Annotated in this window: 21 protein-coding genes; 11 read left to right on the top strand and 10 right to left on the bottom strand. The window is 36.5% G+C overall.

Going from position 1 to position 24,948, the window contains the following annotated elements; genetic code table 11:
• Window positions 1-61: 61 nt before the first annotated feature.
• Window positions 62-1,402, bottom strand: coding sequence for a dGTP triphosphohydrolase (dgt, locus tag ICJ84_RS14240; protein ID WP_188217085.1), 1,341 nt, complete (start codon window positions 1,400-1,402; stop codon window positions 62-64).
• Between the two features lie 191 nt (window positions 1,403-1,593).
• Here dgt and ICJ84_RS14235 point away from each other — a divergent pair, with 191 nt between their 5' ends.
• From ICJ84_RS14235 to ICJ84_RS14225, 3 genes are all read left to right on the top strand, one after another.
• Complete coding sequence (locus ICJ84_RS14235; protein WP_188217084.1) at window positions 1,594-1,977, top strand: carboxypeptidase-like regulatory domain-containing protein; 384 nt, start codon at window positions 1,594-1,596, stop codon at window positions 1,975-1,977.
• Window positions 1,978-2,241: 264 nt separating this feature from the next.
• Complete coding sequence (locus ICJ84_RS14230) at window positions 2,242-5,013, top strand: TonB-dependent receptor (RefSeq protein WP_188217083.1); 2,772 nt, start codon at window positions 2,242-2,244, stop codon at window positions 5,011-5,013.
• Window positions 5,014-5,228: 215 nt separating this feature from the next.
• On the top strand, window positions 5,229-6,425 hold the full coding sequence (locus ICJ84_RS14225) for a hypothetical protein (RefSeq protein ID WP_188217082.1): 1,197 nt from the start codon (window positions 5,229-5,231) through the stop codon (window positions 6,423-6,425).
• A gap of 73 nt (window positions 6,426-6,498) precedes the next feature.
• On the opposite strand, the gene ICJ84_RS14220 is transcribed toward ICJ84_RS14225, so the two are convergent.
• On the bottom strand, window positions 6,499-6,849 hold the full coding sequence (locus ICJ84_RS14220) for a toxin-antitoxin system YwqK family antitoxin (protein ID WP_188217081.1): 351 nt from the start codon (window positions 6,847-6,849) through the stop codon (window positions 6,499-6,501).
• A 389-nt stretch (window positions 6,850-7,238) separates the two neighbouring features.
• Here ICJ84_RS14220 and ICJ84_RS14215 point away from each other — a divergent pair, with 389 nt between their 5' ends.
• The 3 genes from ICJ84_RS14215 (at window position 7,239) to ppnP (ending at window position 11,210) form a co-directional block, all read left to right on the top strand.
• Window positions 7,239-8,429, top strand: a complete 1,191-nt coding sequence (locus tag ICJ84_RS14215) for a porin (RefSeq protein WP_188217080.1) — start codon at window positions 7,239-7,241, stop codon at window positions 8,427-8,429.
• Between the two features lie 69 nt (window positions 8,430-8,498).
• Entirely contained in the window at window positions 8,499-10,805 is a 2,307-nt protein-coding gene (locus ICJ84_RS14210) for an inorganic phosphate transporter (protein WP_188217079.1), read from the top strand.
• A 123-nt stretch (window positions 10,806-10,928) separates the two neighbouring features.
• Window positions 10,929-11,210, top strand: a complete 282-nt coding sequence (ppnP, locus tag ICJ84_RS14205) for a pyrimidine/purine nucleoside phosphorylase (protein ID WP_188217078.1) — start codon at window positions 10,929-10,931, stop codon at window positions 11,208-11,210.
• Window positions 11,211-11,325: 115 nt separating this feature from the next.
• On the opposite strand, the gene ICJ84_RS14200 is transcribed toward ppnP, so the two are convergent.
• From ICJ84_RS14200 to ICJ84_RS14190, 3 genes are all read right to left on the bottom strand, one after another.
• Window positions 11,326-13,812, bottom strand: coding sequence for a ribonucleoside-diphosphate reductase subunit alpha (locus ICJ84_RS14200; protein ID WP_188217077.1), 2,487 nt, complete (start codon window positions 13,810-13,812; stop codon window positions 11,326-11,328).
• A 202-nt stretch (window positions 13,813-14,014) separates the two neighbouring features.
• Window positions 14,015-14,995 carry a ribonucleotide-diphosphate reductase subunit beta gene (locus ICJ84_RS14195; RefSeq protein WP_188217076.1) on the bottom strand — a complete coding sequence of 327 codons (981 nt, stop codon included), beginning with the start codon at window positions 14,993-14,995 and terminating at the stop codon, window positions 14,015-14,017.
• Between the two features lie 280 nt (window positions 14,996-15,275).
• Entirely contained in the window at window positions 15,276-15,842 is a 567-nt protein-coding gene (locus ICJ84_RS14190) for a DUF3109 family protein (protein ID WP_188217075.1), read from the bottom strand.
• Between the two features lie 111 nt (window positions 15,843-15,953).
• Between ICJ84_RS14190 and ICJ84_RS14185 the strand changes: the two genes are divergently transcribed.
• Genes ICJ84_RS14185 through ICJ84_RS14175 form a run of 3 tightly spaced genes read left to right on the top strand, consistent with a single transcriptional unit; the run spans window position 15,954 to window position 17,369 of the window.
• Window positions 15,954-16,541: a MarC family protein gene (locus ICJ84_RS14185; protein WP_188217074.1), complete on the top strand. Its 588-nt coding sequence runs from the start codon at window positions 15,954-15,956 to the stop codon at window positions 16,539-16,541.
• 11 nt (window positions 16,542-16,552) lie between these two features.
• Window positions 16,553-16,756, top strand: coding sequence for a hypothetical protein (locus ICJ84_RS14180; protein WP_188217073.1), 204 nt, complete (start codon window positions 16,553-16,555; stop codon window positions 16,754-16,756).
• 1 nt (window position 16,757) lies between these two features.
• Window positions 16,758-17,369, top strand: coding sequence for an FAD-dependent oxidoreductase (locus ICJ84_RS14175; RefSeq protein ID WP_188217072.1), 612 nt, complete (start codon window positions 16,758-16,760; stop codon window positions 17,367-17,369).
• On the opposite strand, the gene ICJ84_RS14170 is transcribed toward ICJ84_RS14175, so the two are convergent.
• The 4 genes from ICJ84_RS14170 to ICJ84_RS14155 all read right to left on the bottom strand — a co-directional run bounded on the left by ICJ84_RS14170 (window position 17,370) and on the right by ICJ84_RS14155 (window position 21,256).
• Window positions 17,370-18,962 (bottom strand): S41 family peptidase, encoded by a 1,593-nt coding sequence (locus ICJ84_RS14170; protein WP_188217071.1) that lies wholly within the window; start codon window positions 18,960-18,962, stop codon window positions 17,370-17,372.
• Complete coding sequence (locus ICJ84_RS14165) at window positions 18,962-19,393, bottom strand: deoxycytidylate deaminase (protein ID WP_188217070.1); 432 nt, start codon at window positions 19,391-19,393, stop codon at window positions 18,962-18,964. The genes ICJ84_RS14170 and ICJ84_RS14165 overlap by 1 nt, the downstream gene beginning before the upstream one ends.
• A gap of 262 nt (window positions 19,394-19,655) precedes the next feature.
• Window positions 19,656-20,246: a HupE/UreJ family protein gene (locus ICJ84_RS14160; RefSeq protein ID WP_188217069.1), complete on the bottom strand. Its 591-nt coding sequence runs from the start codon at window positions 20,244-20,246 to the stop codon at window positions 19,656-19,658.
• 38 nt (window positions 20,247-20,284) lie between these two features.
• Window positions 20,285-21,256 (bottom strand): NAD-dependent epimerase/dehydratase family protein, encoded by a 972-nt coding sequence (locus ICJ84_RS14155; protein ID WP_188217068.1) that lies wholly within the window; start codon window positions 21,254-21,256, stop codon window positions 20,285-20,287.
• Between the two features lie 155 nt (window positions 21,257-21,411).
• On the opposite strand from ICJ84_RS14155, the gene ICJ84_RS14150 reads away from it, so the two are divergent.
• Entirely contained in the window at window positions 21,412-21,927 is a 516-nt protein-coding gene (locus ICJ84_RS14150) for a hypothetical protein (protein ID WP_188217067.1), read from the top strand.
• A 117-nt stretch (window positions 21,928-22,044) separates the two neighbouring features.
• Entirely contained in the window at window positions 22,045-24,138 is a 2,094-nt protein-coding gene (locus ICJ84_RS14145; protein WP_188217066.1) for a M13 family metallopeptidase, read from the top strand.
• A gap of 57 nt (window positions 24,139-24,195) precedes the next feature.
• On the opposite strand, the gene ICJ84_RS14140 is transcribed toward ICJ84_RS14145, so the two are convergent.
• Window positions 24,196-24,909 carry a tetratricopeptide repeat protein gene (locus tag ICJ84_RS14140; protein ID WP_188217065.1) on the bottom strand — a complete coding sequence of 238 codons (714 nt, stop codon included), beginning with the start codon at window positions 24,907-24,909 and terminating at the stop codon, window positions 24,196-24,198.
• Window positions 24,910-24,948 lie beyond the last annotated feature (39 nt).

Below are 24,948 nucleotides of genomic sequence, written 5' to 3'. Positions count from 1 at the left end.
CTCGTCTTAGCCCATAAGACAGTTGATATCATATATTAAGTAACATACGAAGCCGCATACTTTAAAAACTAATCCCTTTTATCTTTTTATAGTCTAAAATCGCTTTACTGTCGGATAAGAGCGACACGTAGTAACACACACTCGACAGACGCGCATACAAACTCGGGCTATCGGTTTTAATATTTTTTGGCAAGCCTTTTAAAATGAGTTTATCGTAGTTGGAAGCCGTACCATTAAAACTGTTATTTACCGCTGCTGTGTAGGTTTCCAACAAGGTATTGATGACTCCGTAACCCGCAATTTCCTTATCGATAACTTCGATTGACTGGTAGATTTTTTCGATACTGATTTTAATGATGTCGTTAATTTGTGCTTCATACTTACTCTTGTCCAACAACGCGCAATCGAAATCGCCATTTAAAATAGCGTCCTCGTGTTCCATAAAAATATCGACGGCTTCATTAATTAGCGACCCAATGGCGAGAGCCCTTAAATACCCGATACGATCTTCTTTAGTGGACAAGGCATAATAATTTTCAGGTCGGATGGTATGACGAATAATTTTTGACAAATACTCTAAAGCATACTCTTCCTGAATAAGGCCAAGGTTAATACCGTCTTCAAAATCGATAATGGTATAACAGATATCATCGGCTGCTTCAACCAAGAATGTTAAGGGGTGACGCGCATAACTCACGCTATCTTCACTACGTTTAATTAATCCGAGTTCTTCCGCAATATCAATGTATGCTTCCTTTTCACTTTGGAAAAATCCGTATTTCTTATCAGCAATATGTGCCGTTGGCTTTTTAGGTAAGGACTCTTTAGGGTATTTGGTAAACGCCCCAAGCGTGGCGTAACTTAATCGGAGTCCGCCCACACGACCGGCACGATCTTCCGTTAAGATTTTAAACCCGTTCGCATTCCCTTCAAAATCACATAAATCCTGATATTCTTTAGCAGTTAACCCGTCTTTGTATTGTAAGCCCTCCCCTGTTTTAAAGAATTCACCAATAGCTTTCTCTCCGGAATGTCCGAAAGGCGGATTTCCGATATCGTGTGCCAAGGCCGCTGCGGCCACGATAGCTCCGAAATCATTCGCCTGATACCCATGAACATTTTGCAAATGCGGATGTTTTTCCAATAACTTTTTCCCTACGAGTCTTCCCAAAGAACGCCCAACTACACTTACCTCTAAACTGTGCGTTAAACGGGTATGTACAAAATCGGTTTCCGATAAGGGAATCACCTGTGTTTTATCTTGTAAGCTTCTGAATTCCGAAGAAAATATAATACGATCGTAATCGACTTCGAAGCCTAAACGCGTTTCATCCTGTTCCTTTCTTAATCGTTTGTTCGTATCACCAAAACGCTTTAAAGATAATAGTTGTTCCCAGTTCATAGTAAATCGTTAATGCATGGCAAGATAATTAAATTCACCAATATGTATAAAGCTTTATTGAAAGTTACAACACCTGCCCCCTTACCTTTATTAACGTTAAGATAACATTACGTAAAAATTGTTTAATATTTACATAACACACTGATGGTTTTTAAACTTTTAATTTGCAGTCTATTAAAAATCATACATCAATGAAACGTTTATTTTTTGTAGCCGCAATGTTAATTTCAGCAATGTCTTTTAGTCAGAACACTGGCCTTGTTGTTGGAAAAATTATGGATGCTGAAGTCAATAATGCGCCTTTGGTTTTAGCTAACGTAGCTATAAAAGGTACTGAAACAAAAGTAGACACCGACCAAACCGGTTTATTCGTTATTGAAAACTTAGAAGCCGGAGATTATACTTTGGTTTGCAGTTTTATTGGTTATGAAACCAAAGAGATTAACGTTCATGTCGATGCTTTTGAACCTACTGAATTAAAATTAACTTTAGCCGCAAGCACAATCTCTCTAGACGACTTAGCGTTGTTAACCGCTACTGCCGATAAAGGAGACAAAGCCCTTCCTAAAGGATAATTCACACCATATAAATATATTAGGGATTAATATATTTCGAGTAGTCTGCAAAGCCAATAACCGTTGTTATTGGCTTTGTGCTTTTCTAATGGATTACTGAATAAAACTCACAATTATAAGCAAGTTTTCAATGTTAAATTAATGTTTAGAAACCTCTAATCTCATAACATTAACATAACGCTTTTATCACTATTGTTTAACCTCCAGATAACGCTGCGTTCATATAACGTCACGTTATTTGCACCTAGATAAAAACTAATATTCATGAAAAAAATGACTGTGTTGCTCATGCTTTTAGTAGGAGCAATTTCATACGCCCAAACCACAGGGTCTGTGGTTGGTAAACTTACTGACAAAGAATATAATAACGAACCATTAGCTTTTGCTAACGTATTAATTAAAGGGACCACAACGGGTACAACTTCAGATTTTGACGGACTATATAGTCTTGAAGGATTACAGGCGGGTAACTACACTTTAATATTTAGTTTCGTGGGTTACGAAACTCAAGAAATTGCTGTAACTGTTACAGCTGGTAAAGTCACCGAAGTAAACGTACCTATGGGTGCCAGTGCGGCCTCTTTAGACGAAGTGGTTATTACCACAACAACCAAACGTGAAAGTGAAACGGCTTTATTATTGGAGCAAAAGAAAGCTGTAGAAATTAAAACAGCTATTGGTGCTCAGGAGTTAAGTAAAAAAGCTGTTTCTGATGCTGCCGATGCCACTTTAAAAGTTACTGGTGTTAACAAACAAGAAGGTTCAAGTAAAATCTATGTGAGAGGTTTAGGAGACAGATACAATTCTACAACACTTAATGGCTTATCATTACCTTCGAATGATCCTAGAAATAAAAATATTGATTTATCTTTATTTAGTTCAGATATTATTGAAAGTGTTGGTATTGGTAAAGCATTTTCTTCATATATGTCTTCAGATGTTGCCGGAGCAAGTGTTGATATTGTTAGTAAAGTAACAAACGAAAAGTCTTTATTTAAGGTGAGTCTTTCTTCCGGAGCTAATACACAAACTACATTTAAAGATTTTAAAACTATCGATGGTGCAAACTGGTTTGGTGTAAACTCAAATACTCACCATAAAGTAAGAAACCTTAATACCTACAGCTTCGATAACAGCTTTACTCCAAATACAGGAACGGCTAATCCTAATATGGGATTATCAATCAACTATGGTAGAAAAATCACCTTATCAGACCAAAGTAACCTTAGCTTCTTTTTAGTAGGATCTTTTGACAACAAATATGCTTACCAAGATGGTACTTCTGATGCAATTGTTGATATTTATGATGATGGCACTCTTAACGTAGGTTCTATTTTTGATACAAAAACGTACAGCTACAGTGCGTCAAAAATGTTAATGGGTAATGTATCTTATAAGATTAACAATAACCACAATTTAAGCTACAACCACTTATTCGTACACTCAAATTCTCAAAAGATTGAAGATTACTTAGGTACAACACCTGATATAGGAAGACCTGATGATGATAATAGATTGGTTAATCTTGTATTACAAACTGAAGTACAAAACAAACTATTTGTTAACCAATTAATGTCTGAACATAAATTTGGAGAATCATTTGATGTTAATGCAGCTGTAAGTTACAATGCTATTTATAATGATGAACCAGACAGAAGAAAGAATACTTTCATTATTGATAATGATGCCAATACTACTAGAATTTCACAAAATGCAGTAAGAGATAATAGTAGATTTTACGGAAACCTTTTTGAAAACAGTATCGCAGGCAACTTAAATGCTGTTAAATATTTAGGTGAACGTTACGAAAATAAAGGAAAAGTTACTTTAGGATACAACGGAAGTATTACTGACAGAAAATTTGATGGTATTTATTTTGACCATAACTTCACCAATCCAAGAACAACATTTGTTGATGTAAATAACTTAGATGCTACTTTCAACCAAACCAATTTAGCTAATGGTGTGTTTGGCGTAGAAACCTCTCGTGGTAGAAACAGTGACGATGCTGAAACATATTTACCGCAGTTATACGATGCTAAGAAAACTATTCATGCTGCTTTTATCGATGCTGTTTACAACTTTAGTGACAAATTCACTGCTAATGTTGGTTTACGTGCTGAAGATATTAAAATGGATGTAGAATGGGATACAAACATTAGTTTCCCAGGATTCTCTAGCAACAGTCAAATTGCGTTAGATAAACAGTATGTTTTACCTACGCTTAACTTAAAATATCAATTAAACGATAAGATTAATTTAAGAGCTTCAGGAAGTATGACTTATACCTACCCACAGTTTAAAGAAATTGCACCGTTTACTTACGAAGGAATTAACTATCAAGAAAGTGGTAACCCATTATTAAATCCATCAGACAACTACAATGGAGAACTTAAATTTGAAATGTTCCCAAACAAAAGTGAGTTAATCTCTATTGGTATATTTGGTAAGTTAATCCAGAATTCAATTAACCGATTAGAAAGAAACTCTGCTATTGAAAGATCTTTCACATTCGATAACTCTGGAGACGCTACTGTATTTGGTTTAGAATTAGAAGGTAAAGTAGATTTATTTACCGTTGAATCTGATGATGACAAGTCTCAGAATCTTACATTAGGCGGTAATGCTACTTTAATGAAAACTAAACTTGAATTCAATACTAACAATACATTATTTAACTATACCGGAGGTAGCTCAGAATTAGAAGGTGCTGCGCCATTAACAGTTAATGCTGATATTTCGTACAGATTTAATGTTAATGAAAAAGAAACAATATCTACTTTAGTTTTCAACTACCAAAGTGATAAAGTTTATAGTATCGGAACAAACTTTAAAGAAAACATCGTTGAAAAAGGCGTGCCATTATTAGACTTCGTTTTCAGTCACAAATTCAACAAAAACTTAGGAATGAAATTCAATGTTAAAAACATTTTAAACCCAAGTTTTGATAGATACAGAGATATCCCGGAAAAGCTAACCATGAATTCATACAAAAGAGGAACTTCTTTCTCTGTAGGAATCGCTTACGAATTATAATCTTGAAAGAAAATTCAATTATTAACCCCTCTAATATCACAAAATAATAGAGGGATTTTTATTAAGACAAAAAGACTTAAAACAATAGTAAACATTAACTTAACATTAGTCTAATTTCTTAACCTAATACTAATGTTAGCTTCAAACTATATTTAAACCTGGGTCTTTTATTTGCAGAACAATAAAACTAGGAAACTAATAAAATAGAAAACAAAATGAAAAACTTAAAAAACTTATTAATCGTTGCAGTAGCTGCCTCAATTTTCTCTTGTTCAAGTGATGACGATAACAGAACTATCGATCCAGGTAACGGAGGTGGTGCTATCACAGACAATGAATTAAAAGGTGAAATTTCTGAAGATGCTACTTTATTAGCATCTGTTGATTATACTCTAACAAGTTCTTTAACTGTAAAGTCTGGAGCTACTTTAACTATTGAGCCAGGAACGGTAATTAAAGCGAAAAGCGGAAGAACTGATGTATTCTTAGCTGTTGAAAGAGGTGCTAAACTTATCGCAAAAGGAACTGCTTCACTACCTATAAAATTTACTTCTGATGCTGCTTCTCCTAAAGCAGGAGATTGGGGTGGTCTTGTATTAGCTGGTAAAGCCAAAACTAACAAGGGTACTGATGTAGAATCTGAAGTTGCTGGATTATTATACGGAGGGACTGAAGATACTGATAACTCTGGTGAATTAAGTTATGTAATTGCTGAGTATACCGGTGCTAAAATTAATGGTGAGCAAGAATTTAACGGCATTTCTTTCTTTGGTGTTGGTAGTGGAACAGTAGTTAACAATATTATCGTAAACAATGGTAACGATGATGGTATTGAGTTCTTCGGAGGTACTGTAAATGTAACTAATGTTTACTGCGCTAACATTGCTGATGATATGTTCGACTGGACTGACGGATACACTGGAACAATAAACAATGCTTTTGGTGTTCGTAACGATGGGTTCGATGCTGCTAGTGAAGATCCAAGAGGCATTGAAGGTGACAGTAATAGTTCAGACCCTACTGCTGCTCCAATTTCTACACCTACTTTAAAAAATGTTACCATTCTTAACCTTAATCCAGACGTTCAATTAAAAGGGGGTGCTGAAATTAGACGTGGTACAGTTGCAACTATAGACAACATCTTATTTGCTGCTTATGGTACAGCTTCTTTTGGAAACAGAATAGATACTAACGATGACAAAGGTAATGGTACTGTAACAATCACAAATGCTGTTTCACAAGGAAACGTAGGTACGGATAAAGTTGGTGGTGACATCGATGGTACAGTCACTGAAATTACTGATGGAATTACGGTTACTGCTGATAACACAATCTCTACTAAAACTGGTATTGGAGCAGACTTATCAGTTTTCTCTTGGGCTAACCAAAGCTTTGTAGTTGTCAAATTATAAGCAAAACAAATCCTTAAAACATAAAAAAAGCATCTCGATCGAGATGCTTTTTTTATGTTTTAGTATTTACGTTTTAAAGACCCTTATCGTTTTTAACATTGGTTTCTTTTAAACTTGCTATTTGATTAGCCTTGTAATCTACTTCTTTTACAGTTTCACCAGTATAGTAAAACCATTTGCCGACTTTTTTCCCATTATCATAATTACCAGAAACCGTTTTCTTGCCTTCTTCATTAAAGCTTAACCACTCACCTTGTAATTTACCATCTGCAGTGTAAAAGCCTGTCTGGCTTACCACTCCATTGTCATGATAGTAAGTTACCTCAATTAAGTTAGTGTCTTTATTAAACTTTAGGTCTCTTTTTTGTTGACCAAAAGAAACCACAGTTACTAAAAAGGCTAGAGATAAAATAAACTTCTTCATAATCATGGGGTATTTAACATTTATACAGTAAATATACACATTTCGTAACATTTAATCAATGTTGGGATAACATTAATTTAACACTAGCCACCACAACTACTCATTTACAACAGTTTACATGTTAAAATTTAACATTAACGAATTAATAATTACTTAATATTAGGGTTACATTTAAATGATTTAAATCGCTGATATTTGGCTAAGTCTTAAGACAACATTTAGTATTTCATATAATCTATTAGTTTTTGTCGACTACATTATTATGATTTCTATTGAGACTACCTTTGGCCGAGGTAGTCTCTTTTATTTTACGTACATTTAACATTAAGGAAACATACAACTCATTTTAATATAAGTTCTTTGCGGCGACAAAAACTAAGAATAAAATTATGAAATTTAGATGGAGCCTCGTAGCCGTATTTGTATTGGCTACAAGTATGATTTATGCACAGGAAGCAAATGCCCCAAAGTTTGGAAAAGGACTTTTTAATCTAGTTGGAAAAGACAGTTCTTGGACCATGAAAGTTGGATTCAGAATGCAGCTTTTAGGTACTTCTACATGGCAAGATGGTGAATCTTCAGAAAGCAATATGTTAGTTAGACGTTCACGTCTAAAATTTGATGGTTTTGCCTTTTCTCCAAAACTTCAGTATAAAGTTGAGTTGGGATTATCTAACCGCGATATGTCTGGTGTATCAGCATATACCAGTAATTCTCCAAGATACATTATGGATGCTGTTTTAAAATGGAACTTTGCAGGAAACTTTGTATTATGGGCCGGACAAACCAAACTACCGGGTAACCGCGAACGTGTTATTTCTTCAGGAGATTTACAATTGGTAGACCGTTCGTTATTAAACAGTCGTTTTAACATCGACCGCGATATGGGACTTCAGTTAAGACACCACTTCAACCTTTCAGAAAAATTTATTGTAAAAGAAGTACTATCGATTTCTCAAGGTGAGGGTAGAAATGTAACTACTGGTAACCAAGGCGGACATCAATATACTGGTCGTGTGGAATTATACCCTTTCGGAAGTTTTGAGAGCAAAGGAGACTATACCGGATCTGATTTGAAACGCGAAAAAACGCCTAAATTGGCCATAGGTACCACCTACAATTTCAACAATAATGCGGTTAGAGAGCGTGGAAACCTAGGATCTTATATGGAAACTGCTGAAGGCCTTTATGAAACAAATATTTCCACTATCTTTATAGACGCCATGTTTAAATACAAAGGCATCTCATTTATGGGTGAATATTCAGATAGAACAGCAGACGATCCGATTGCTAAAAATGCTGACGGGACCTTGACAGGTCAGGAGGTACAGGTAGGTAAAGGTATCAATCTTATGGCAGGGTATTTATTTAAAAATAACTGGGAAGTTACTGGTAGATATACCCATATTGAATTAGACAAAAATGTTACCGGTAAAGATCCCGAAACACAGTATACATTAGGTTTATCAAAATTTATATCTGGTCACAAATTAAAGGTTCAAACTGATATTAGTTATTTAGATGTTCCGACCAACAATGGTCAAATTATGTACAGGCTTCAGTGCGATATCCATTTTTAAACTTAACATTATATTAACATAATATTTAGAAACACTAAAGATATTTGCAAACTATTTCGAATTTAAAAAATGGAAAATATTTATTTATTTATGATTATTGCCCTGGGCATCTTGGCAATTGCCGATTTGGTTGTTGGGGTAAGTAACGACGCGGTAAACTTCTTAAATTCCGCTATTGGATCGAAAGCCATTTCGTTTAAAACGATAATGATTGTCGCCAGTATTGGTATTGCTGTTGGGGCCATTTTCTCAAGTGGTATGATGGAGGTCGCCCGTAAAGGAATTTTCAATCCGCACGAGTTCATGTTCAATGAAATTATGATCATTTTCATGGCCGTAATGATTACGGATATTCTCCTTTTAGACTTTTTTAATACCGTTGGTATGCCTACATCTACGACGGTTTCCATTGTATTCGAATTACTTGGAGCTTCTGTAGCTATGGCACTTATTAAAATTGCTCACCAAAACGGAAACTTTGCCGATGTTGTAAATTACATCAATACCTCTAAAGCCACGTCCATTATTTTTGGTATTCTGCTCTCGGTAGTGGTTGCCTTCTCGGTGGGTGCTATTGTGCAATGGGTAACACGTTTGTTATTATCCTACAACTTTTTAAATAAAGCAAAATGGGTTGGTGCTGTTTTTGGTGGTTTAGCTTTAGCTTCAATCACGTACTTTATTTTCTTAAAGGGAATTAAAGGAACGGCTTTTGCCAGTCAGGAGTTAGACATGCTTGGCGGCATGAAACTCAGCAAATTCTTAGAAGAAAAAGTATTACTAATTGTGTCTTTAAGTTTTGTGTTATGGAGTTTAATTTCATTCGCCTTAATGACATTTTTAAAGGCTAACATATACAAAGTTATTATTGCTGTAGGAACCTTTGCTTTAGCATTAGCCTTTGCCGGTAACGACTTAGTTAACTTTATTGGTGTGCCTATTGCTGGTTATCAATCTTATAACGCCTGGGTAAATTCTGGTGTTGCTGCCGATGCCTTTAGTATGGGTGTATTAGCAGAAAAAGTACCTACGCCAACCATTATGTTGGTCATTTCAGGATTAGTTATGGTGGCTACTTTGTGGCTCTCATCGAAAGCTAAAAAAGTGACTGAAACAGAGATTAACCTATCCAGAGAAGGTGAAGGTAAAGAGCGTTTCCAACCCAACTTCTTGTCTCGTGGTTTTGTAAGATCGGCTATTGCTATGTCGCAAATGACCTCTTTTATTTTACCTGGATCTTGGCAGGAGAAAATCGAAAAGCAATTTGAAAAACCAGTAATTTCAGTATCTAAAAAGAAAGCGCACGAATTACCTGCTTTCGATATGGTTAGAGCGGCTATTAACTTAACTGTTGCTGCGGCGTTAATCTCCTTAGCGACTTCTATGAAATTACCGCTTTCTACAACTTACGTAACCTTTATGGTGGCTATGGGTTCGTCTTTAGCCGACAGAGCCTGGGGTAGCGAAAGTGCTGTATACCGTGTTGCCGGGGTTTTAAACGTTATTGGTGGTTGGTTCTTTACTGCATTTATTGCCTTTATCGCTGCTGGTTTAATCGCCTACTTAATCAACTGGAATGTATCTGTAATGGTACCGGTTTTATTATTACTTGCTATTGTTTTATTAGCGAGAAACTATATTGCACACAGAAAAACGGCTTCTGAAATTAAAGCTGAAGATAGTTTAACGCATTCCGAGAATAGTTCTATTCAGGGTGTTATTCACGAAAGTTCTAAAAACATCGCAAATGTTGTAAAACGTGGAAACAAAATTTATACCAACGCGATTAACGGTTTAGCAAAACAAGATTTAACGCTATTAAAGAAAAACAAAACTCAGATTATAAAACTATCAAATGAAGTTGATGAATTGCGAGATAACATCTTCTATTTCATTAAAAATTTAGATGAATCCAGTGTTGGTGCAAGTAACTTCTACATTCACGTTTTAGGGTATTTACAAGATATGGTTCAGTCTTTAGAATACATCTCTAAAGTGAGTCATAAGCACATTAACAACAACCATAAAAAACTAAAATTCAATCAGATAAAAGAGCTTAAGGAAGTTGATGAGCGTTTCGAAAGGTTATTTACAAACGTACAGAATGCATTCAACACGCAATCTTTCGAGCAAATCTCTGTGATTTTAGGAAGAAAAGCTGAAATCACTTCTTTAGTGACTAACAAAATTCAAAAACAGGTTGAACGTACGCGCACTGAAGAGTCGAGTCCGAAAAACACAACCTTATACTTCAGTTTATTATTAGAAACAAAAGATTTATTAAATGCTACAATGAATCTTCTTGAAGAATACGATCAGGCACACGACGGATCTGTTCGACCTGCGACTCTTAAAGCTGAAGAAACAAAAGCTTAAATAAACCTTACTTTATAAAAAAAAGCCTGTGAGAATATCGCAGGCTTTTTTTTATGACTGCCTACGCAAGAATACATCGTAATTCCTATCATTTTTATATACATTTGTAAAAAACAACCAATTATGATTTCAGAAAACAGTTATTTTGACGACAATGTCAAATCTTTAGGCTACACTTCGGCGACCGGAAAATCGACTTTAGGCGTTATGGAACCAGGCGAATACGAATTCTCAACCTCGTTACACGAAACCATGACCGTGATAGAAGGGCAAATGACCGTAAAATTACCAGACGCACCAGAATGGGTTACTTATAAAGCCGGTGAAGCTTACCAAATAGAAGCCCATAAGAGCTTTTTAGTGAAGGTAAGTACGCAAACCGCATACTTATGCCAATACAAATAGTTTTGGCTTTAAATAAACTAAAAAAGCACCTCTTTCGAGGTGCTTTTTCATAATATAACACTTAATTAAAAAATCATTCTCAGCCCATTATAAAGCGTCAATAGAATGCTTATCATTATGAGCCACACATCACACAATCGTCGTCGCCTTGTCCGGCTTTAGCTTGTGCAATCAGGGCTTTCATTTCTTCAGGGGTTAAAGGCTGCACATCAACTTCAGCCTGAGTTTGCTTCGAAAATTTAGCAGCGTTTTTTGCGGCAATGTTTTGCTTTTCCTGCTGCGCTTGAATATTCACCTCACTAAGCTCTACAGCCTGAGCAACCGGCTCTTCTTTTTTACTCGTTTGTAAGGTAAATTTAATTGCATCAACCGCACTCTTGGTACGCAAGTAATACATTCCTGTTTTTAAGCCGCTTTTCCAGGCGTAAAAGTGCATAGACGTTAATTTCGCCATGGTTGCACCTTCCATAAATAAGTTAAGGGATTGTGACTGATCGATAAAGTAACCTCTCTGACGAGACATATCAATGATATCCTTCATGCTTAACTCCCAAACCGTCTTGTAAAGCTCTTTAATATGCTGCGGCACATCTACATTTTGTACAGAACCATTAGCACGCATAATCTCTTGCTTTAAACCTTCATTCCAAAGTCCTAATTCAACTAAGTCTTCTAATAAATGCTTGTTTACTACAATAAATTCACCTGATAACACACGACGTGTATAAATATTAGAGGTATATGGCTCAAAACATTCGTTATTTCCTAAAATCTGAGATGTAGAAGCCGTTGGCATTGGCGCTACTAAAAGTGAGTTACGCACACCATGTTTTAACACCTGTTCACGTAATTTTTCCCAATCCCAGTTACCGCTTAACTCCTCATCTTTAATATTCCAAAGGTTATGCTGAAACTGTCCTTTGCTAATAGGAGAGCCTTCATAAGTTTGATACGGCCCATCTACTTTAGCTTCTTCCATACTTGCTGTTACAGCTGCATAGTAAAGCGTTTCAAATATATCCTGGTTAAGCTGTTTTGCTTCATCGCTGGTGAATGGCATACGTAATTTAATAAACGTATCAGCCAATCCCTGCACACCTAATCCAATAGGACGGTGACGCATATTCGAGTTTTCAGCTTCAATTACAGGGTAGTAGTTTCTGTCGATTACTCGGTTTAAGTTCTTCGTTACACGTTTTGTAATACGGTATAATTCTTTATGATCGAACTCGCCATTTTTCACAAACATTGGTAACGCAATTGACGCTAAGTTACATACCGCAACTTCATCGGGAGAGGTATATTCTAAAATTTCAGTACATAAGTTAGATGAACGAATCGTTCCTAAATTCTGCTGATTCGATTTACGGTTTGCAGCATCTTTGTACAACATGTAAGGCGTACCGGTTTCGATTTGAGATTCTAAAATTTTCTCCCAAAGTTCACGGGCTTTAATGGTTTTACGCCCTTTGCCTTCGCTTTCGTATTTTAAATATAATTCCTCGAATGCTTCACTGTGAACTTCGTCTAACCCAGGACATTCGTTTGGACACATTAAAGTCCAAGGACCGTCTTCCTGCACACGCTTCATGAACAAGTCTGAAATCCACATCGCGTAAAATAAATCGCGTGCACGCATTTCTTCTTTACCGTGGTTTTTCTTAAGATCTAAGAAATCCATAATATCGGCATGCCAGGTCTCGATGTACATCGCAAAACTTCCTTTACGTTTTCCACCTCCCTGATCTACATAACGCGCTGTGTCGTTAAATACTTTTAACATCGGTACAATTCCGTTCGATGTTCCGTTGGTTCCGGCAATATAGCTTCCTGTTGCACGGATATTGTGAATAGCCAAACCAATACCTCCTGCAGATTGTGATATTTTTGCGGTTTGCTTTAGTGTATCGTAAATACCATCAATACTGTCATCTTTCATCGTTAAAAGGAAACAAGACGACATTTGTGGTTTTGGCGTTCCTGAATTGAATAAGGTCGGCGTTGCGTGAGTAAAATACTTCTTAGACATTAACTCATACGTTTCCACTACAGAGTCGATATCGTCTAAATGAATACCAACAGCCACACGCATTAACATATGTTGCGGACGCTCGGCAATCTTTCCATTCAACTTTAATAAATAAGAGCGCTCTAATGTTTTAAACCCGAAGTAATCATACCCAAAATCACGGTTATAAATTATGGTAGAGTCTAATACGTCTTTATTATCCATAATCACCTTATACACATCGTCAGCTAAAAGCGGTGCTTCCTGCCCCGTACGCGGGTTAATATACGTGTAAAGATCGTGCATGACCTCACTGAATGTCTTTTTGGTATTTTTATGTAAGTTAGACACAGAGATACGTGCTGCTAAACGCGCATAATCTGGATGTGCCGTAGTCATGGTTGCAGCAATCTCAGCAGCTAAATTATCAAGTTCGCTCGTGGTTACACCATCATAAAGTCCTTCAATTACTCGCATTGTTACTTTTAATGGATCTACTAACTCGTTCAATCCGTAACATAATTTTCGCACCCTAGCGGTGATTTTGTCGAACATAACCTGTTCTTTTCTGCCGTCTCTTTTGATTACATACATAGTATTACACGTGTTTTGGTTTTCCTGATTACAGCTTCAGAAAAAGGGTTAATTAGATATTTCCAAATATTAATCACAATAATCTGACTAACACTTAGATGACTTAGTTGGATAAATAAAATTTTGTTTGAATCTCATGCCCTGTAAGGCATGAGATGATACTTTTATAGCATAATAAGTGGTTCTTCGAAAAGACTTTTAATTAAAAATCTTCGTCGAAAGAGAACTTATCTTTATCTTCTTCTTTGTTAAGAACTCCGGCTTTTTGATATTCAGACACACGTTTTTCAAAGAAATTGGTTTTTCCCTGTAACGAAATCATATCCATAAAGTCAAACGGATTGCCTACGTTATACACTTTCTCACAGTTTAACTCGACTAACAATCTATCGGTCACAAATTCCAAGTACTGTGTCATTAATTTCGAGTTCATACCAATTAAACTAACCGGTAACGACTCGGTGATAAACTCGCGCTCGATATCTAAAGCATTAACAATAATATCTTTAATACGCTCTTTAGGCACCTGATTTACCAAGTGATTGTTATGTAAGTGTACCGCAAAATCGCAGTGCACCCCTTCATCTCTTGAGATTAACTCGTTAGAGAAGGTTAAACCAGGCATTAAACCACGTTTTTTTAACCAGAAAATAGAACAGAATGCTCCCGAGAAGAAAATCCCTTCTACTGCTGCGAACGCAATTAAACGCTCGGCAAAACTTGGAGACTCAATCCATTTTAAAGCCCAGTCTGCTTTTTTCTTAATCGCCGGGAAATTTTCAATAGCGTTGAATAGAATATCTTTTTCTTTCTCGTCTTTTACGTAAGTATCAATTAACAGAGAATAGGTTTCACTATGAATATTTTCCATCATGATTTGAAATCCGTAGAAGAATTTCGCCTCACTATACTGCACTTCATTTACGAAGTTTTCAGCTAAATTTTCGTTTACAATACCATCACTAGCGGCGAAGAATGCTAAGATGTGTTTTATAAAATAACGCTCATCATCGGTCAACTTATCTTTCCAATCTGTTAAATCCTGATGTAAATCGATTTCCTCAGCGGTCCAGAAACTTGCTTCTGATTTTTTATACCACTCCCAGATATCATGATGCTGAATTGGGAATATTACAAAACGATCTTTATTTTCTTGGAGGATGGGTTCGATAGCCTGAGACATTGTTTTTGAGTATTTTAAATTTTAAAGTTTAACGAAAATTTTTAATCGATTTGGGAGTAACAAATATTGGAAAATGATGTTAAAAATGAAAGCTTTAGTTATAAACATTGTTTAAAAGTTTTTAACAATTATGAAAATTACTGACAATAAGAAGTTTACAAATAAAAAATGTTTAATTACTGAAAATCAATAATTTACATTTTTTGTTTTTCCAAAAAGTTTACAGAAATTAAAAGTTTTACGAGCGTAAAACCCTTTGTTTTAAAGGTGTTTTAGAGGATTATTTAGCTTCAGCTATTTTCTCCAATTCCATATACCAGTCCTCTCCAAATTTTCTTATCAAAGCGTTCTTAACAAATTTGTAAACCGGCACCTGTAATTCCTTTCCTAACGAACAAGCGTCGTCGCAAATTTGCCATTTATGATAATTCACAGCCGAGAATTCGCTGTAATCCTGAACACGAATTGGGTACAATTCGCAGGATACGGGTTTTTTCCAGTTTACATCACCATTTCGGTAAGCAGCTTCAATACCGCAAAGCGCTACGTCTTTGTCGTCGTAAATTACATAAGCGCAATCGGCACCATTAATCAGAGGCGTTTCTAATTCACCATCGTCTTCAGAAGTAATAAAGGTACCCTGTGCTTCAATAGCATCGATACCTTCCTGACGCAAATACGGTTTCACCTTAGGATAAATCTCTTTTAAAATTTGCGCTTCTTCCTTATCCAATGGCGCTCCAGCATCACCATCAACGCAGCACGCCCCTTTACATGCTGAAAGATTACACACAAATTCCTTTTCTATAATGTCTTCAGAGACAATGGTTTTTCCTAATTGAAACATACTTTTCTAATCCGCTTTTCGGCTGCAAAAATAACGAAACTTTATCTTTAAAACACTATTGTTATTTATCATATTGCTATACATTTGTTACTAAATTAAAAATGCGACGTTATGCAGTTTAACTTTAAAGAAATTTTTACAGCCTTTATGGTTCTTTTTGCAGTTATCGATATTATTGGTAACATTCCTATTATTATCGATTTACGAAAAAAGATGGGACACATTCAAAGTGGTAAAGCCTCAATTATCGCCGGCGTTATTTTAATTATGTTCCTATTTTTAGGAAAAAGTATTTTAAACCTGGTAGGTATTGATGTCAATTCTTTTGCGGTTGCGGGTTCTTTTATCTTATTCTTTATTGCTTTAGAAATGATTTTAGGCATCACACTTTATAAAGAAGAAGAACATAGTGCCATGTCAGCAACGGTATTCCCACTGGCCTTCCCCTTAATTGCCGGACCAGGAAGTTTAACCACATTACTATCACTACGTGCCGAGTTTAGCACTGAAAATATAATTGTTGCCGTACTCTTAAATGTTATTATTATTTTTGTAGTGCTCAAAACTTCTAAAAAGATTGAGCGCCTTATAGGTCAGAATGGTATTAACATCATCCGTAAAGTATTCGGAGTTATTTTATTAGCGATAGCTGTAAAACTGTTTGCTCATAACATTAAGGCTTTATTTGATTTAACTTAAAACTTCTTAAAATGAAAATAGCAACCATTATCATTAGTGTTTTAGCCTTAGCTCTTGTGGCGTTTAATGTCACAAAAATCGACTTCAGCGCACCATTACAAGGCGAAAGTACCATTGCTTTAATTACCATTTTAGCATCGCTTTGCGCCATTTTAATCATGCTTATTTTATACACATCTAAACGTATTGAACAAAAAGTAAAAGAACGTCGTTAATATGAAGTTTGATGCTTTAATTATTGGAGGTGGTGCAGCCGGCTTGTCTTGCGCATTAGTTTTAGGATCTGCTAAAGACAAAGCTTACGCTAAAGACAAACAGATTGGTATTATTGCACACCAGAAAACATCGCATCTGCAAACAGCCTTATTCAATAATGTACTGGGGCTAAACCCAGGAACTACAGGCAAATCTATTTTAGAAAGCGGCAAACAGCAACTCGCTGAATTATATCCTCACGTCAACCAAATTCAAGGTGAAAAAGTTCTGGAACTGACAAAAACTGAAAACGGATTTATAGTTAACACCAACAAAAACAGTTACGACGCCAAACTTGTCGTCGTTGCCGTAGGCTACACTAATTTAATGCACATTAAAGGTTTAGAAGTCTTCGTTGAACCACATCCCAGATCACCCATTGAAAAAGAGCGTATCTGGCTGAAAAATACCAATCATTTCATTGAAGAGCACCTATATGTTGCCGGATCGTTAGCCGGATGGCGCAGTCAGTTTGCTATTTGTTCGGGCAGCGGTGCACATGTGGCTACCGACATTTTAACGCTTTGGAATGACGGGAAAGACGCGAAAGTTCACGATAAAATAGATAACTAATTACTCGTTGGTTTCACTTAATTTAATCACCTCATCAATCATAATATCACTCTGATTGATAATCTGTTCGAAAGCACCATCACCATATAACTGATCGGCTAGCGCTGCTTTAATATATTGCTTTACCTCATCGTGGTATGCTACAAAAGTGATTTTAGTATTAGTACGCACATTTACGTAATCCTGAAAATCAAAGACCATTTCATCACTTACCATAAAACTATTGATAAAGTCATCACGAGAAATATGACTGTAAGCATTTCGATCTTTATCCAACTCCACAAACACAAAGTTGCTTATAAAGCCACTGCGTTGTAAAAAGGTTAAAGTTTCATTTTGTAAACTCGTATCTATAGGCACAAATACATCGGGAATAATGCCGCCACCCCCATAAACCACTTTGCCTTTAGGCGTTGTGAACCGAAGTGAGTCTGCCACTTTAATTTTATCAGAATCAAACAACTCTCCACTTTCTATGCGCTCAAAATAATCGTGGTAATAATCGTCGTTTCCTTTATCGTATGAACGCTGAATAGAACGTCCGGTTGGGGTGTAATAACGTGACACGGTTAAACGCACCGCACTGCCATCGCCTAAATCCATTTCGCGTTGCACTAAACCTTTACCGTAACTACGACGACCAACAATAGTTCCTTTATCGTTATCCTGAAGTGCGCCGGCCACAATTTCACTTGCTGATGCCGAATTTTCGTTAATTAAAACAAAGAGCTTCCCTTTTTCAAAATCGCCTTTACTGGTGGCGAAGTTTTTTTCGATATGGCCACGTTTGTTTTTCGTAAACAGAATTAGTTTTTCATCCTCTAAAAACTCATCTACAATCTGCTCGGCTACCCCAAGGAAACCACCCGGATTATCGCGTAAATCTAATACCATTTCGGTAGCGCCCTGAGCTAACAATTTATCTAAGCCCTTTTTGAACTCTTTATAGGTTGATTCTGCAAACCGGTTAATTTTTATGTACCCCAGTTTGTCTGTGAGCATATAAGCCGCATCCACACTTTTAATAGGAATACTCGAGCGTTTCACCGTAAAGTCCAAAAGTTTAGACTCACTTCTTCTGTAGACTTTTAATCGCACTTTGGTATTTTCCGGCCCTTTGAGTTTATCGACCAAGTCATCACTCTTCAGATTAGCTCCGTAAAGCGTATCGCCATCTGCCATTAAAATACGATCACCTCCTTTTATGCCTGCCTTTTCACTTGGCCCGCCTTCGATGGTTCGAATTACTGCAATACTATCTCTAACCGGAAAAAAACTAACGCCAATACCAATAAAATCACCTTTCATATTTTCGGCAACGCGCTGCATATCTTCTTTTGGAATGTAAACGGAATGCGGATCGAGATTCTCCAGAATACCGTTTACCGTTACATCAACAATACTATCTGTATTAATGTCATCAACATAATCGTAATCGATATAATCAATAAGTCGGTTTAACTTATCCTTTTTGCTATTGGTAGAAAACAAACGGTCGGGCGAATCGCTAAAATTTAACTTTCCACCAATAAAAATCCCTGCCGCTATTGCGACACCTAAAATTAAGGGCAAGTATTTTTTATTACTGGACATTAAGCGTCTATATCTTCAATTTGTTTGAGTTCTATACCTGCTTTCTCTAAGAATTTAAGTCCGGAGTCGTCTTTATAAGCATCCTGATACACCACCTTTACAATACCAGCCTGATGTATTAATTTACTACATTCTTTACACGGTGACATAGTAATATACAAGGTTGCTCCTTTACAAGATTGTGTCGATGCAGCTACTTTTAAAATCGCATTAGCTTCGGCATGCAACACATACCATTTGGTGTAGCCTTCATCATCTTCACAAAAATTTTCAAAACCCGATGGCGTACCATTATACCCATCGGAAATTATCATTCTATCCTTTACAATAAGCGCGCCTACCTGACGGCGTTTACAGTAAGACAATTTCCCCCATTCTTTAGCAATTCTTAAATACGCCTTATCGTACTTAAGCTGTTTAATCTTCGGCATGAATCTATTTTGTTTTTGGCGTGTTGCCTCTTGGCAATCAGGTTTTACTCGTATTTAAAACTTTTAAATTAATGAACTCGTGAATACAAGTATTTCGGTAGTCGCTTTTATTTCATAAAATAAAGAGCTCCAACAGCTACCTCGATCCTTCACGCGAAATAATATAACGAATATACTTGGTTCGTATTTTAATTACAACCTTAGTTCGTTAAACTTTTACGAAAGTTTCTATAATTTGGGATGAAAGTGCTTGATTTCTAAGTTATGACAGAAAATCACTATTTAAAATCATTGGAATCACCAAGCCCACCACAATAGCCGAGATGACCATAATCCAGTCGCGTTTAGAAAAACGAAAAATGGTTTGTACCAAATACCCTAAAAACAACACGATAAACACAATAATAATTTGTGCAATTTCAATACCTAAAGCGAATTCCAATAACAATACCAGTTTACTATCAGATTCACCAAGAAGCATTTTAAATTCCCTGGCGAAGCCTAAGCCGTGAATCAACCCGAAAAATAAAGTCGACAAAAACAAAACGCCTACTTTTTCTTTTTGAGCGCCTTTCCCCGAGGTAAACACGTTAAACAAGGCAACAATTAAAATGGTTATAGGAATTAAAAACTCGACAATAGCAGCATTTACACTTACCATACCATAGGTCGCTAAAACTAAAGACAAAGTGTGCCCTAACGTAAACATAGACACCAGTAAAAACACACGTTTCCAGTCTTTAAATAAATACGGAACTGTTAATACGATAAGAAATAAAACATGATCGTAGGCTTTAATATCAAGTACGTGGTTTATACCATACTCTATGTTAAACCAAATATTCTCTAACATAATACTGAATTAAGATATGGGAAAAGTCAAAGATACAATTAATTCGATTTTTTCAGAGGACTATGATACTTTTTATCCAATTGAAATAACATCTCCCTGGTAATATCCTGAAGTTCAAATTCATGATGCCAGCCCCAGTCGGCTCTGGCTTTCGTATCATCTATACTTCTGGGCCAGCTATCGGCAATAGCCTGCCTGAAATCCGGACTGTAGGACATTTTAAAATCGGGGTAAATCTCCTGAATAGTCTGTGCAACTTCTTTAGGTGTAAAGCTCATAGCGGCCAGGTTATAAGACGATCTTACTTTTATCGCTTCAGCCGGTGCTTCCATAATATCAACCGTAGCTTTAATGGCATCGTTCATATACATCATGGGCAATTTGGTGTTTTCAGACAAAAAGCATTCATAAGCCCCGTCGGTTACAGCCTTATGATAAATTTCAACGGCATAATCGGTAGTACCACCACCGGGCATCGTTTTCCAGCTTATGATTCCCGGATACCGTAAACTTCTTACATCTACGCCATATTTATTAAAATAATACTCACACCAGCGCTCTCCGACCTGCTTGGTAATACCATAAACGGTAGATGGCTCCATAATGGTATACTGCGGCGTGCTTTCAACAGGCGTTGTGGGTCCGAAAACCGCAATACTCGACGGCCAAAATACTTTTTTAATCACATTGGATTTCGCCAGATTCAACACATGAAACAGCGATTCCATATTTAAATCCCAGGCCTTCATGGGGTATTTTTCTCCAGTAGCGCTTAACATCGCCGCCATCAAATAAATGGTATCAATCTGATATTTATCGACACAAATTTTAATACTGGAATAGCTACGCGCATCAACCACTTCGAAAATCCCGGTATTAACCACCCCTAAATTACTATAGCTAATATCGCTTGCAATCACATTCGAGCTGCCGTACATTTCACGCAGCTTAAATGTTAATTCTGAACCAATTTGTCCGCAAGCACCAATTATTAATATTTTAGGTTTCATTTCGACAGGGTTTTATATACATTATTTAAATTTACTAAGATTTTATTGAAAACTTTTCATTTTCGACCGAAAACATTTTCGATTTCATCAGCATGTATTTTTAATATTACTAAACTATTCCTATATCTTTGTCGTTGTATTTATATTTAAAACCTATGCATTTTAAATTTTTAAGTCTTTTAAGCGTTTTCATTTTTATCATTGCCTGTAAGCAATCGCAAAATCAGGAAGCAACTACTGATCCTTCTGTAAATACATCTGAAATTACCGAAAGTGACATTTCCAAACTTAAATACACCGAATTTCTACTGGACCGTCAAACCGAAGAAGCCATACTTAGCTGGAACGAATACACCCAAATAAACGATGTGGTTAACAACGTTAAAAAAGGCGATTTGAGTTTTTTTAATGATAACGACGAGGCCATAACGGCGCTCCTAAAAGATTTCAATAAAAACATTCCTGAAAAAGTAAATACCGATGCCGTTAAAGCACGCATTAATGCTTTTGAAACCAAACTCTACAAACTGCAAAGTTTTTCAGGTTTATCAACTACACATCGCGATGAACTTCTGGCAACCCTTAAAGAATTTCTTGTGGCTTTTTCTAATTTAAACCTTCAAATGAATAAAAAAATGGAAGCCGATAAGAACGTATTTGAACGTCCGTAATCCAATTTTTATTTTAACACGTTTGTTCGCTCATTTTCTGTTAAGATTTTCATAATCAAAACCCTGTTAACGACTAACAATAGTAACTTGGGCCGTATTATTTAACCAAATCAGTATATGAAAACAAACTTAAATCTAAGACCATTCTTAGGCTTATCGTTGGTTTTAGCAATTTCATCATGTAAAAATGAAGCTAAAAACGACACCACTCAAGTCGCCCAAACACCGGGTATTAACCTAGAGTTTATGGATCCTTCTGTAAAACCACAGAACGATTTCTTCAAATTCGTTAATGGTAAATGGTTAGAAACCACTCAAATTCCAGACGATCAAACCCGATGGGGTAGCTTTAATGAGCTAAGAAAAAAAACCGATGAAGACGCACTTGCCATTCTAAAGCATGCTATGTCTGACAATAAAGACATTAAAAAAAGTGAAGTCCTTCCGGGATCAGATCAGCAAAAAGCCATAGACCTTTACAAAAGCATCATCGATACCATTAGCAGAAATAAACTTGGTATTAATCCGATTAAAGCCGATTTAAAAAAGATTGAGGCTATCCAAAATATTGATGACCTTGAAGCCTTTTTAATCGAGAAAGAACCTACTGGCGGCATTGGTTTCTTTGGTTTTTTCGTAGGAACAAACCCCAAAAACAGCAACATCAACTCAGCTTATTTAGGTTCAGGTAGCTTAGGACTTCCTGATCGCGACTACTATGTAAAAGATGATACTGATTCTAAAGACAAAAGAGCACAATACGTGGCACATATTACCAAAATGCTTCAATATTTAGGCGATACAGAAGCGGAAGCTAGCGCTCAAGCGAAACGTATTTTAGCTTTCGAAACACGTCTTGCTGAACCTAAAATGGATAAAGTTGAACGCCGCGATGCCCGTAAACGCTACAATCCAAAATCTATCGCCGAATTACAAAATATGGTTCCTGCCATTAACTGGAACACCTATTTTAAAGGTATTGGCGTAAAAAGCATTGATACCATTATTGTAAGCGAGCTAAAATACACCGAAGCACTACAAAACATTCTTGCAGAGAATAATGTGGACGACTGGAAAGCCTATTTACGCTGGTCCTTATTTAACCGATCTGCAGGAACTTTAAGTACCGAAATAGAAAACGCCAACTTTGAGTTTTACGGCAAAACATTACGTGGTGCAAAACAACAGCGTCCGTTAGAAGAAAGAGCCTTATTAACGGTTAACAGTACTGTTGGTGAAGCGTTAGGCAAACTTTACGTAGACGAAGTTTTCCCAGCCGAAGCGAAAGCTCGTGCCGAGAAAATGATTGCTAATGTGATTAAAGCATTTGAAAATCGTATTAGAAATGCGTCTTGGATGACTGAAGAAACTAAAGAAAAAGCCGTAGAAAAACTATTGGCTTTAAACGTCAAAATTGCTTACCCAGACAAATGGAAAGACTACTCTGATCTAGAAATCCATTCCACGGATGAAAACGGATCGTTTTCTCAAAACATGCAAAATGTAAGCGCCTGGAGTCACAAAAAGAATTTAGAAGATTTAGGACAGCCGGTAGATAAAAGCCGTTGGGGTATGTCGCCACAAACGGTGAATGCCTATTTCAATCCGTCGTTTAACGAAATTGTATTCCCTGCCGCTATTTTACAACCGCCATTCTTTAATTTTCATGCAGATGATGCTGTCAACTATGGAGGCATTGGTGCTGTTATCGGTCATGAAATTTCACACTGTTTTGACGATTCCGGGGCACGTTACGACAAAAACGGAAACCTGAACAACTGGTGGACTGATGAAGATTTAAAACAATTTGAAGCCTTAGGAAAAGATTTAGCCGACCAGTACAGCGCTATTCAGGTGTTACCTGAAACCAATATTAACGGGCCGTTTACCCTTGGTGAAAACATTGGGGACTTAGGTGGTGTAAATGCTGCTTATGATGCCTTACAATTAAGCTTTAAGGATAATGGAAGACCGGAAGACATTGATGGCTTTACTGCCGAGCAACGTTTCTTCATGTCCTGGGCAACAGTTTGGAGAACTAAAATGCGAGACGACGCTTTAAAGAATCAAATTAAAACCGATCCGCACTCTCCTGGCATGACCAGAGCCGTACAACCACTATTAAATATTGACGCTTTTTATGAAGCATTCAACATTAAAGACACTGACAGTTTATATTTAGAACCTAGTAAACGTGTAAAAATCTGGTAATAAAAAAAGGGTGTTTTCTAAAATAAGAAAACACCCTTTTTTACTTTAACACTAAAATTATTTTTTCTCTTCCGCGGCTTGTGCCTGAAGCATTTGCTTTTGTCTTAACAACTCGTTTTTGGTAATTTGAATCAAGTTAAAATTAGGCGATTCTTTAAACGCTGCATCTAAAATATCTACGGCACCATCAATATTGGCTTTTCTGTCTTTATTGTACAAGGACAAGGCTTGTAAATACATAAACGCCGATTTCAGCGAAACCTCATAAGGCTGTTGTGTTTCATAAAACGCCTTTTTCATATCGTCTTTCGCATTAGCCAAGCCATAGGTAATATTTTTATCGGCTTCTTCGATTTGCTGTGTTTGCAGGTTTAATTCTGCCAACTCGTAAGCCAAATGTGGATTGGGATCTCTTTTAAAGATTTCCTGAAAAAACCCAAGAGCTAACTCCGGACGTTTTACCGCTTTAAGTGAAATGGCTTTAACTTCAAGAGCCATATCAGAATCATCCATTTTTTTATCAATTCCAATCGTATTAAGCGCCTGCACGTACTGACCTTCTCGCATGTAAATATAAGCCAGCGTATCCACGCGGTCAGCTAATGGCGACAATACGTTTAAATGCGTTAATCCGTTAATAATTCCCTGAACATCGCCTTGCTTTTGCATTTGTTTGTAGTAGGCTTCAAAATGTTTTATTAAGTCAGAATTACTTTGGGCACCCATCGTCATTCCACAAGTCAATAAAACCATAACTAATACTCTCTTCATGTGTTTCTATTTTTTTAGGATGCTAAAACTATAAAAAAT

Origin of the sequence: Aestuariibaculum suncheonense, assembly GCF_014596935.1 — a bacterium.
GTDB lineage: Bacteria > Bacteroidota > Bacteroidia > Flavobacteriales > Flavobacteriaceae > Aestuariibaculum > Aestuariibaculum suncheonense.
The sequence above is the reverse complement of the archived record's forward strand: the minus strand, read 5'-3'. Positions and strand labels throughout refer to the sequence as shown.